Origin of the sequence: Tsukamurella pseudospumae (assembly GCF_001575195.1) — a bacterium.
Classification (GTDB): Bacteria; Actinomycetota; Actinomycetes; order Mycobacteriales; family Mycobacteriaceae; genus Tsukamurella; species Tsukamurella pseudospumae.
The window spans coordinates 365,725-376,071 of the sequence record NZ_LSRF01000033.1 but is presented as its reverse complement, the minus strand read 5'-3'; the positions used below and the strand labels follow the sequence as shown (position 1 = coordinate 376,071).

The window sequence follows — 10,347 nt, the reverse complement described above, 5'->3', positions numbered from 1 at the left end:
CTCATCGACAACCCATCGCCGTATCCCTCCCACAAAGGAGAAATGAAATGAACAATCCCTTCGACAACGAGTCGGGCGAGTTCGAGGTCCTCGTGAACGACGAGGGCCAGCACTCCCTGTGGCCGACCTTCCGGCCGGCGCCCCGGGGCTGGACGATCGCCTTCGGCGAGGGCGGCCGTTCGCGGGCGGAGTGCCTCGAGTACATCGAGTCCGCGTGGACGGACATCCGTCCGCTCAGTCTGCGCGCCTGAGAGTTCCGATCGGCGGGGCCGGCAGGGCAGTCGTCCTGTCGGCCGTCGCCGTGCCCGGAGTACGCGGCACCGTCCTCGCTCCCGGACGGAGCGGACGCCACGTTCGTGGGTCCGACGGTGCGCCGTGCCCGAATCCCGTCACATGGCGTGCGGGTAGACGCTCACCATGTGGGCGCCGTACCAGCAGGTGACCGTGACGATGCCGACGCAGGTCCAGATCTGGACGTTCCGGGAACGCCTCGCCAGGCCGATCGCGATCGGGATGAGCAGCACGAAGGCGGGCAGCAGCAGCCGGGGCCGCGACATCATCAGGCCGCCGGAGCCGAGCAGTGAGACCACCACGAGCGAGCCGTACAGCGTGATCGGCCACGGCATCTTCGCGCGGATCGCGAGCACGATCAGCACGATCGATGCGGCGAGCAGCCCGACCACCGACAGGTCGGCGATGTCGGAACCGTTGATCAGGCTGTAGTTGACGAACTGCCAGGTCTGCACGCCCAGGTCGAAGGTCGTGCCCCAGCCCTCGGTCTGGATGCGGAACCACCCCGTGAGGCTCCCGGTGTGGTGCGCCACGATGAGCAGGTAGGTCAGCCACCCGATCGGCGTGAGCAGCACGCAGACGACGGCCTTGACGCGTTCGGCACCGTCGGACGAGAGGACCGCGATGAGGGCCGCCAGCGCGACCACCCCGATGAGGACCACGGAGGTGGGGCGGCACAGCCCCGCCAGCGCCGTGCAGACGCCCGCGAGGATCCACCTGCGCTCCATGACCCCGACCAGGGCCCAGCCGGCGAGGGCGCAGTACAGCGCCTCGGTGTAAGCCATGGTCAGCACGATCGACATCGGCGCGGCCGCGAACAGGACGGTCGTGAGCAGGCCCGCCCGTTCGGCGAGGTGGGTGGGCACGCGCGGCATGTGCTCGACGCAGAGCCGGCCCAGGCGATAGGCGGCCACCGCCGCGACGCAGCCGAGGATCGTGTTGACGGTGAGCGCCGCGCGGTAGGCGTCGAAGCCGGGCAGCTGTGCCACCGCCCGGACCAGCATGGGGAAGCCGGGGAAGAAGGCGTAGGCCGTGTCGGCGGTGTGCTCGCCCCGCGCGTCGACGAACCGCCACGGCATGTCGTTGTAGCCGTAGGTGGCCAGCCCGATCATCCACTTGCCGTCCCACGCGGTCAGCAGATCGGCGAGGTTCTGGTTGCGGAGCTGCGCGAATCGCGCGAGCACCGCCAGCCCGATACCGCGGATCGCGAGGTAGAACACGATCGGCAGCCAGATCGACCGGGTGCGGTCGAGCAGGGACGACGGTGCCGGCGCGGCGCCGGTGCCCGCTCGGGTGTCGGCTCCGGTCGCGGCGAGGTCGGGGGCGGTCGGCACGCGTTGCATCGTACCGACGGTCCGGTCGGCGTCGTCGCCGCGCGCGCCGACCGCGGTCACGGTGAGCTGATCCGCGTGATCGTGCAGTTGACGTAGTTGTCGCCGGACTTGGCGAATTCCTGCCCGTTGACGGTGATGGTGCAGGTCACGGGGCCGGTCCCGGTGACGATCAGGGACATCCGAGCGCCGATCGTCGCGGTGCCCTGCCACTCCCACGGCAGGGTCGAGGCCTTGGGGACCGTGCCCTCCTGGACGCCGGTGACCATGACGACGCCCGCGCCGTTGCCGCCCGCGGACAGCTTGAGCTGCACGGACACGCCGCCCGACGGTGCGCCGCTGGTCGGCTTGGGCGCCGTGGTGAGGAAGCCGTCCGATTCGGTGGCGGGCGCGGTGCCGGTCGTCGGGGCGGCGCCCGTGGTGGGCGCGGCGCCGGTCGTGCTGGCATCGGCCGAGAAGGTGACGGGGGAGGCGGTCGTGGACGAGCCGTCGCTCTTCGTCGCGACGACGATCGCGATCACCCCGGCGACGGCCAGGATCGCGACGATCGCGGTCAGCGCGATGATCAGGCCCTTGCGGTTGCCGCCTCCGCCGCCATTGCCTGGGCCACCGGGACCACCGGGGCCGCCGTACGGGGGCTGCGGCGGTCCGGGCGGGTAGCCGCCCGGCCGGTACGCCCCCTGCGGGTACCCGCCCTGCTGCGGGCTGAAGGGTGTGGTGGCCTGCGGGCCCTGGCTCGGACTCTGTGGCTGGCCCGGCCGGCCCGGGAATCCGCTCTGCGAGGGCTGCCCGCCGTACTGCTGGCCGGTGGGTCCGCCGGGTTGCGGGGCGCCCTGGGGGTACGGGCCACCGGGGTACTGACCGGGGTTCTGGCCGCCGCCGTAGGGGTTCATCGGATCTCCTGAGGTTTCGCGTTCCCGTCGATCATCCCCGATGTCGCTGAACGGCGGGTTGCGCACCGCTTGGAACGGTGCCCTCGAATCCGAAGAACCCAGGTCGGTAGGATCGAGTCGACCATCGAAGCCCGCAACGGAGAGGTTCCACGTGGCACTCGTCGTCCAGAAGTACGGAGGCAGCTCCGTCTCCTCCGCCGAGCGCATCCGGCGCGTGGCCGAACGGATCGTCGAGACGAAGCGCGCGGGGAACGACGTCGTGGTCGTCGTCTCCGCGATGGGCGATACCACCGATGAGCTGCTCGATCTCGCCAACCAGGTGTGCCCCGCGCCGCCCGCCCGCGAGATGGACATGCTGCTCACCTCGGGTGAGCGCATCTCCAACGCGCTCGTCGCGATGGCCATTCATTCCCTGGGCGCCGAGGCGCAGTCCTTCACGGGCTCGCAGGCCGGCGTGATCACCACCAGCAAGCACGGCGCGGCGAAGATCATCGACGTCACCCCGGGGCGCGTCCAGGCCGCGATCGACGACGGCAAGATCGTCCTCGTCGCCGGCTTCCAGGGCGTCTCGCAGGACACCAAGGACGTCACCACGCTCGGGCGCGGCGGCTCGGACACCACGGCCGTCGCCCTGGCCGCGGCACTGAACGCCGATGTCTGTGAGATCTACACCGATGTCGACGGCATCTACACCGCCGACCCGCGCATCGTGCCCAATGCCCGCCATCTCGAGAAGGTCTCCTTCGAGGAGATGCTGGAGATGGCCGCGTGTGGCGCGAAGGTGCTCATGCTCCGGTGCGTGGAGTACGCGCGCCGCTACAACGTCCCGGTCCACGTGCGCTCCTCGTACTCGACCAAGCCCGGCACCATCGTCAACGGATCTATGGAGGACATCCCCGTGGAAGAGGCAATTCTCACCGGCGTCGCCCACGACCGCAGCGAGGCGAAGATCACCGTCGTCGGCCTCGAGGACAAGCCCGGCTACGCCGCGCGCGTGTTCCGCGCCATCGCCGACGCCGAGATCAACATCGACATGGTGCTGCAGAACGTGTCCAAGGTCGACACGGGCCGCACCGACATCACCTTCACGCTGCCGCGCGAGCTCGGCCCGCTGGGTGTGGAGAAGCTCGAGGCGCTGCGCCGCGAGATCGGCTTCGACTCGGTGGTCTACGACGATCACGTCGGCAAGGTCTCGCTGGTCGGCGCGGGCATGAAGAGCCATCCCGGCGTGACCGCCACCTTCTGCGAGGCGCTGTCGCAGGCCGGTATCAACATCGAGCTGATCTCCACGTCGGAGATCCGCATCTCGGTCCTCATCCGCGACACCGAGCTCGACGAGGCCGTCAAGGTGCTGCACGACGCCTTCGGCCTGGGCACGGACGAAGAGGCCGTCGTCTACGCGGGAACGGGGCGGTAGTCATGGGTGTGCGTGTAGGAGTCGTCGGCGCCACCGGCCAGGTGGGCGCCGTCATGCGTCAGCTGCTGCTGGACCGGAACTTCCCGGCCGACGAGGTGCGGTTCTTCGCGTCCTCGCGGTCCGCGGGTAGGACGCTGCCCTTCGGCGACCGCGAGATCGTCGTCGAGGACGCCGAGACCGCAGACCCCGCGGGCCTCGACATCGCGCTGTTCAGCGCAGGTGCGACGATGTCCCGCGTCCAGGCGCCGCGGTTCGCCGCCGCCGGTGTCACCGTGATCGACAACTCGAGCGCCTTCCGCAAGGATCCGGACGTGCCGCTGGTGGTCTCGGAGGTGAATCCCGAGCAGGTCCGCGACCTCAAGAAGGGCATCATCGCCAACCCGAACTGCACCACGATGGCCGCGATGCCGGTGCTCAAGGTGCTGCACGACGAGGCCGGCCTGCAGCGGCTGATCGTCTCCTCGTACCAGGCCGTGTCCGGTTCGGGCCTGGCCGGCGTGGAGGAGCTCGTCTCCCAGGTGCGCGCCGTCGAGCCGGAGGCCGAGAAGCTGGTGCACGACGGTTCCGCCGTGACGTTCCCGGCGCCGAACAAGTACGTCGCGCCGATCGCCTTCAACGTGCTGCCCCTGGCCGGCGCGATCGTGGACGACGGCTCGGGCGAGACCGACGAGGATCAGAAGCTGCGCAACGAGTCGCGCAAGATCCTGGGCCTTCCCGACCTGTTGGTCAGCGGAACATGCGTGCGCGTGCCCGTGCTCACCGGCCACTCGCTGTCGATCAACGCCGAGTTCGCCTCGCCGCTGTCGGTCGCGCGGGCGCAGGAGCTGCTCGCATCCGCGCCGGGCGTCAAGCTCGTCGACGTGCCCACCCCGTTGGCCGCCGCGGGCGCCGACGACTCGCTCGTCGGCCGCATCCGCCAGGATCCGGGCGTGCCCGAGGGACGTGGCCTGGCGTTGTTCATCAGCGGTGACAACCTGCGCAAGGGCGCTGCGCTGAACACGGTGCAGATCGCGGAACTGCTGGTCTAGACCTCGGGCGATTCGGGTGCGGAAGGCTATCCGCACCCGAAACACCCGAGCGCACCCGGTATGCCGGGTGCGTACGTGCGGAACGGGTGCGGATGCCTTCCCGCACCCGATCGGCCCGGCCGGTGCTTCCGGGTTTCGACGGTCCGCCGTCAGCTCGGGGTGGGTGCGATCCTGCCTGTGACCTCGCCGAGGTCGATGCGGGTGCCGTTCGGTCCGGGCGCTGTGGCGCTGATGGTGACCACGTCGCCGTCCGAGAGGAAGGTGCGCTCGGAACCGTCGGCGAGACGCAGTGGTTCGGTGCCGTTCCAGGTGAGCTCGATGAGCGAGCCGCGCTGGTCGCGCTCCGGGCCGGAGACGGTGCCGGAGGCGAACAGGTCGCCGGTGCGCAGGCTCGCGCCGTTGCTGGTCATGTGCGCCAGCATCTGCGCGGGTGACCAGTACATCTGCGCGTAGGGCGGGCGGGAGATCTGCACGCCGTTGAGCTCGACCTCGAAAACGATGTCCAGGCCCCACTTCTCGATCTCCCGCAGGTGGGGGAGCGGCACGGGGTCCTGCGTGGGGACCACGACGCGAGCGGCCTCCAGGGCCTCCAGCGGGACGATCCACGGCGAGATCGAGGTTGCGAAGCTCTTGCCGAGGAACGGGCCCAGTGGCACGTACTCCCACGCCTGGATGTCGCGCGCCGACCAGTCGTTCACCACGCACACGCCGAAGACGTGCTCGGCGAAATCGCCCGTGCCGATGCTGCTTCCGAGCGTGGTCGGCGCACCCACGACGAAGCCCAGCTCGGTCTCGATGTCCAGGCGACCGGACGGACCGAACACCGGTGCGTCGTCCGACGGTGCCTTCCGCTGCCCGGCGGGCCGCACGACGGGCGTCCCGGAGGGGACGACGGTGCCCGCACGACCGTGGTACCCGACCGGCAGATGCTTCCAGTTCGGCAGCAGCGCAGCGGAATCCGGGCGGAACATGCGGCCCAGATTGGTGGCGTGGTGCTCGCTGGCGTAGAAGTCGACGTAGTCGGCGACCTCGAAGGGGAGATGCAGCGTCACCTCCGTCAGCGGATGCAGGGCCGCGGCTCCGTCCGTCTCGCGCGCGGGATCGGTGAGCAGCGCGACGATCTCGGCGCGCACTCGGCTCCACTCCGTGCGGCCGCGGGCGAGGAGGCCGTTCAGCGACGGCGTCGCGAACACGGGGTCTCCGAGGGCGGCCGCGAGATCGAGCACGTGGTCGCCGATACGCACGCCCACGCGGGCGGCGCCGTCGACCGGGCGGAAGACCCCGTAGGGCAGGTTCTCGACGCCGAAGCCGGAGCCGGCGGGCACGGGCGCCCAGGTGGTGGTCACGATCGTTGTCCTTCTGTGTCGAGAGCGGAGGGGGAGAGTCCGAGATCGGCGGCTTCGGTGGGCGGGGTTGTGGTGCTGCAGGATCCGTACGAGACGAGCAGGCGACGGGCCGCGGTGGCACCGTCGGGCGTCAGGGCGGCGGCCTCGGCGGCGAGGGCGGCACCGTCGGCGCTGGACAGGACGTCGGCCACGGGACCGGACCCGGCTCCTGCGGCGGCGCGCGCCGCTGCGACCACCAGGTTGAGGAAGCCGTGGTGCACGAACCCGGTGGCCGGGTCCCGGTACCGCACGGCGTGATGCAGGCCGGCGGTCGCCTTGACGGGCACGCCTGCCGCAGCGGCGGAGACCAGGGCGTTCGCGACCTCGGCGGGTTCCGGGAACAGGTCGGCGCGCACGCCGCCGCACCGGATCTTCAGGCCAGCACCGCGTCCCGCGAGCACCGCGGCGAAACGCGGCGATTCGGTGCGCTCGGTGGCCTCGACGAAAACTGGGGTGCCGTACGCAGTGGCGGCTGCCAGCGCGGGGTCGAGATCAGCGAGATCGCAGGCGATCTCGACCAGCGCGAGCTGCGTCCGGGGGTCGGCGTCGGCGGCGGCCGCCGCGGCGGCGAGGGCACCGTCCGGTGCGTCCGCGGATGCGATGATCCCCACGGCGATCCGGTCGTCCTCGACCAGGTGCGCACGCAGTTCGTCGATCCGCGCTGCGGGACAGAGGAACCGGTGCGTGAGCATCGGATCGCCCACGGCGAGGTCGTGCCGGTGCCGGGCCAGGGCCTCGCTCATCGGCAGCGCCGTCGGCGGGAACAGACCCGCGTCGTCGACGAACCCGGCGAGCAGGGCGGTCACCGTGACCAACTGCGGTAGTAGGCACCGTCGTCCGTGGCGCGGGCGCCCTCGCCCAGCTGCAGCGGCGCGAAGGTGTCGACCATGACGGCGAGCTCGTCGAACCGCTCCAGGCCGATGCTGCCCTCCATCGCGCCGGGCTGCGGGCCGTGGGCGTGGCCGCCCGGATGCAGCGAGATCGATCCCGGGCCGATGCCCGTTCCCTTGCGCGCCTCGTAGTCGCCCGCCACGTAGAACATCACCTCGTCGGAGTCGACGTTGGAGTGGTAGTACGGCACGGGGATCGACAGCGGGTGGTAGTCGACCTTGCGCGGCACGAAGTTGCAGACCACGAAGTTGTGTCCCTCGAAGACCTGGTGCACGGGCGGCGGCTGGTGCACCCGGCCCGTGATCGGCTCGAAGTCCTCCACGTTGAACGTGTACGGGTACAGGCAGCCGTCCCAACCGACCACGTCGAACGGGTGCGTCGGCAGGACGTACCGGGTGCCGGTCGCGCCGCCGGGGCCGCGGTGCTTGACCAGCAATTCGACGTCGGTGCCCGCGCGCAGCAATGGCTCCGACGGTCCGTGCAGGTCCCGCTCGCAGAACGGGGCGTGCTCGAGCAGCTGCCCGTACCGCGACAGGTACCGCTTGGGCGGGGCGATGTGACCGCCGCCCCCGCCGCACGCCTCGATCGCGTAGGCGCGCACCGTCGTTCCCGCGGCCGGCACCCAGCGGTGGGTGGTGGCCCGGGGCATCAGCACGTAGTCGCCGGTGCGGAAGGTGAGCGCACCGAAGACGGTCTCGACCGTGCCGGCGCCGTCCTCGATGTACACGCATTCGTCGCCGATCGCGTTGCGGTACAGGGGCGACGGTGCGCCCGCCACCACGTAGGAGATCCGCACGTCGGCGTTGCCCAGCACCAGCCGCCGGCCGGTCACCACGTCCGCGGCGGAGGCCGCGGCGTCGTCGAACAGGTCGTGCAGCCGCAGGTGCCGGGGCAGCAGTGGGGCGTTGGGCGTCAGGCTCAGGTCGCTCGGCTCCCAGGGCTCGGCCGCGGTGATCGCCGACGGGATGCCGCGGTGGTACAGCAGCGAGGAGTCGGACGAGAAGCCCTCCTCGCCGACCAGCTCCTCGTAGTAGAGCTCGCCGTCCTCTCGCCGGAACTGGGTGTGGCGCTTGGGCGGAATCGTGCCGACGCTGCGGTAGTAGGCCATGGGAACCCTCCTGGTGGTGGTGTCGCGTCAGAGGTTGCCGCGGCTGTCCTGCTCGCGCTCGATGGCCTCGAACAGGGCCTTGAAGTTGCCCTTGCCGAAGCCGAGCGAGCCGTGCCGCTCGATGAGCTCGAAGAACACGGTGGGCCGGTCGCCCAGCGGCTTCGTGAAGATCTGCAGCAGGTAGCCGTCCTCGTCGCGGTCGACCAGGATGCCGCGCTTCTGCAGTTCCTCGACGGGCACCCGCACCTCGCCGATCCGGGCGCGCAGCTCGGGGTCGTCGTAGTAGGCGTCAGGGGTGTTGAGGAACTCCACTCCCTCCGCGCGCAGCGCGTCCACGGCGGTGAGGATGTCGTTGGTCGCGACGGCGAGGTGCTGCGCTCCCGGCCCGCCGTAGAACTCGAGGTACTCGTCGATCTGCGACTTCTTGGCCGCGATCGCGGGCTCGTTGAGGGGGAACTTCACGCGGTGGTTGCCGTTGGCCACCACCTTGGACATGAGCGCCGAGTAGTCGGTGGCGATGTCGTCGCCGATGAACTCCGCCATGTTGGTGAAACCCATGACGCGGTTGTAGAAGCCGACCCACTCGTCCATGCGGCCCAGCTCGACATTGCCGACGATGTGGTCCAGGGCCTGGAAGATCCGCTTGGGGGCACCGTCGCGCTTGCGGAAGGTGCTGGTGGCCGGAACGTAACCGGGCAGGTACGCGCCCTGGTACCGCGCACCGTCGACCACGCGCTGCACCAGCGTGTGCCGGGTCTCCCCGTAGGTCGCGATCGCGCCGATCCGGACCGTGCCGTGCTCGTCGGTCACGTCGTGGGGCTCCTCGAGCACCGTCGCGCCGGAGGCCCGGGCGTGGGCGATGCACCGGTCCACGTCCGGGACCTCGAGCGCGATGTCGACGACCCCGTCGCCGTGACGGGTGTGGTGCGCGATCAGCGGGCTGTCCGGGCTGACGGCGCCCTGGACGACGAACCGGATGGAACCCGAACGGAGCACGTAGGACTTGTGGTCGCGCTCGCCCTGCTCCGGGCCGCGGTAGGCGATGAGCTCCATGCCCCAGACCGACTGGTAGTAGTGCGCCGTCTGGGTGGCGTTGCCCACCACGAAGACGATCGAGTCCCAGCCGTTGACGGGGAAGTCGTCGCGCGTGGCGTCGTAGGAGACGAGGCCGACGAGCTGCTGCAGCTGGTCGGCGCCGAGGCCCGCGAGCTTCTCCTCGTCGGTCAGCGTCTGCTCGAGGGAGGACTGCGGGGCGGTGGTCTGCGTCATGGGTCTGCTCACCTTCCGGGCTGGATGTAACGTGCATCACGACGATCGGCCGCGCGCGGCCCGGTGGCAATATCGACAGCTTCGAATGCTCAAACTGCCGTGATGCGCCGGTGATACACCGACTGATGTAGTCATTTCGACTAGGAAGGATGTCGTCATGCAGGAACCGGTGAAACTGGACGATGTCGACTTCGCGCTGCTCGACTCGCTGAACCGCGACCCGCAGATCGGCGTGCTGGAGACCTCGCGCCGTGTGGGCGTGGCCCGCGCGACCGTGCAGGCCAGGCTGAAGAAGCTGGAGGACGCGGGCGTCATCGCCGGATACCAGCCGCACCTCGATGTCGCGGCCGCCGGCTTCGGTGTCCAGTGCTTCGTGCAGTTGGAGACGGCCCAGGGCGAGCTGAGCGCCGTCGCCGATGAACTGGCAGGGATCCCGAACGTGCTCGAGGCTTTCGCCACCACCGGCGGCAGTGACGTGCTCTGCCGCGTGGCCGCCGACTCGCATCGGGGACTGCAGGAGACGCTGCTCCGGATCGGGCGATCGCCGCTGGTCGCGCGGTCGATCAGCATCGTCGTGCTGTCCGAGATCGTGCCCTTCCGGGCGATGCCGCTGTTGCGGACGCTCGACGCCCGGCCGGTGTCGAGAGCACCCCGCTATCGCGGTTGATCACGTTCGACGCGGGCCGCTGAGCAGATTGCGCAGTTCTCGATCGCGGGTCCGACATGGGATGGGC

The 10,347-nt window shown here is 70.3% G+C and carries 10 protein-coding genes; 4 read left to right on the top strand and 6 right to left on the bottom strand.

All coding sequences use genetic code 11. From position 1 onward, the window contains the following. The first annotated feature begins 47 nt into the window (after positions 1–47). Positions 48–251, top strand: a complete 204-nt coding sequence (locus tag AXK60_RS12325) for an MbtH family protein (protein ID WP_068571395.1) — start codon at positions 48–50, stop codon at positions 249–251. A 138-nt stretch (positions 252–389) separates the two neighbouring features. Here AXK60_RS12325 and AXK60_RS12320 read toward each other — a convergent pair whose 3' ends face one another. Together AXK60_RS12320 and AXK60_RS26970 are read right to left on the bottom strand one after the other, a co-directional pair. Then, a complete protein-coding gene (locus tag AXK60_RS12320; RefSeq protein WP_139057928.1) occupies positions 390–1,634 on the bottom strand; it encodes a mannosyltransferase family protein in 1,245 nt (414 codons plus the stop codon). Positions 1,635–1,681: 47 nt separating this feature from the next. Beyond that, positions 1,682–2,515 carry a hypothetical protein gene (locus AXK60_RS26970; RefSeq protein WP_068571393.1) on the bottom strand — a complete coding sequence of 278 codons (834 nt, stop codon included), beginning with the start codon at positions 2,513–2,515 and terminating at the stop codon, positions 1,682–1,684. Between the two features lie 151 nt (positions 2,516–2,666). Here AXK60_RS26970 and AXK60_RS12310 point away from each other — a divergent pair, with 151 nt between their 5' ends. Continuing rightward, on the top strand, positions 2,667–3,932 hold the full coding sequence (locus tag AXK60_RS12310; RefSeq protein ID WP_068571392.1) for an aspartate kinase: 1,266 nt from the start codon (positions 2,667–2,669) through the stop codon (positions 3,930–3,932). Positions 3,933–3,934: 2 nt separating this feature from the next. Further along, entirely contained in the window at positions 3,935–4,960 is a 1,026-nt protein-coding gene (locus AXK60_RS12305) for an aspartate-semialdehyde dehydrogenase (protein WP_068571391.1), read from the top strand. A 149-nt stretch (positions 4,961–5,109) separates the two neighbouring features. On the opposite strand, the gene fahA is transcribed toward AXK60_RS12305, so the two are convergent. From fahA to hppD, 4 genes are read right to left on the bottom strand one after another with little or no spacing between them, the layout of a single operon-like run. Then, the gene (gene fahA, locus AXK60_RS12300) at positions 5,110–6,306 is read right to left on the bottom strand and encodes a fumarylacetoacetase (protein WP_068571390.1); all 1,197 of its coding nucleotides are present in this window, start codon (positions 6,304–6,306) and stop codon (positions 5,110–5,112) included. Further along, the gene (locus AXK60_RS12295; RefSeq protein WP_068571389.1) at positions 6,303–7,151 is read right to left on the bottom strand and encodes a hypothetical protein; all 849 of its coding nucleotides are present in this window, start codon (positions 7,149–7,151) and stop codon (positions 6,303–6,305) included. The genes fahA and AXK60_RS12295 overlap by 4 nt, the downstream gene beginning before the upstream one ends. Further along, the gene (locus tag AXK60_RS12290; protein WP_068571388.1) at positions 7,148–8,344 is read right to left on the bottom strand and encodes a homogentisate 1,2-dioxygenase; all 1,197 of its coding nucleotides are present in this window, start codon (positions 8,342–8,344) and stop codon (positions 7,148–7,150) included. The genes AXK60_RS12295 and AXK60_RS12290 overlap by 4 nt, the downstream gene beginning before the upstream one ends. A 27-nt stretch (positions 8,345–8,371) precedes the next feature. Further along, a complete protein-coding gene (gene hppD, locus AXK60_RS12285) occupies positions 8,372–9,613 on the bottom strand; it encodes a 4-hydroxyphenylpyruvate dioxygenase (protein ID WP_068571387.1) in 1,242 nt (413 codons plus the stop codon). Positions 9,614–9,770: 157 nt separating this feature from the next. Here hppD and AXK60_RS12280 point away from each other — a divergent pair, with 157 nt between their 5' ends. Next, entirely contained in the window at positions 9,771–10,280 is a 510-nt protein-coding gene (locus AXK60_RS12280; RefSeq protein ID WP_068571386.1) for an Lrp/AsnC family transcriptional regulator, read from the top strand. Positions 10,281–10,347 lie beyond the last annotated feature (67 nt).

Bases quoted from the DNA above. Each gene is read 5' to 3' on its own strand.
- AXK60_RS12325 (WP_068571395.1), top strand. From the start codon at position 48: ATGAACAATCCCTTCGACAACGAGTCGGGCGAGTTCGAGGTCCTCGTG.
- AXK60_RS12320 (WP_139057928.1), bottom strand. From the start codon at position 1,634: ATGCAACGCGTGCCGACCGCCCCCGACCTCGCCGCGACCGGAGCCGAC.
- AXK60_RS26970 (WP_068571393.1), bottom strand. From the start codon at position 2,515: ATGAACCCCTACGGCGGCGGCCAGAACCCCGGTCAGTACCCCGGTGGC.
- AXK60_RS12305 (WP_068571391.1), top strand. From the start codon at position 3,935: ATGGGTGTGCGTGTAGGAGTCGTCGGCGCCACCGGCCAGGTGGGCGCC.
- AXK60_RS12290 (WP_068571388.1), bottom strand. From the start codon at position 8,344: ATGGCCTACTACCGCAGCGTCGGCACGATTCCGCCCAAGCGCCACACC.
- hppD (WP_068571387.1), bottom strand. From the start codon at position 9,613: ATGACGCAGACCACCGCCCCGCAGTCCTCCCTCGAGCAGACGCTGACC.
- AXK60_RS12280 (WP_068571386.1), top strand. From the start codon at position 9,771: ATGCAGGAACCGGTGAAACTGGACGATGTCGACTTCGCGCTGCTCGAC.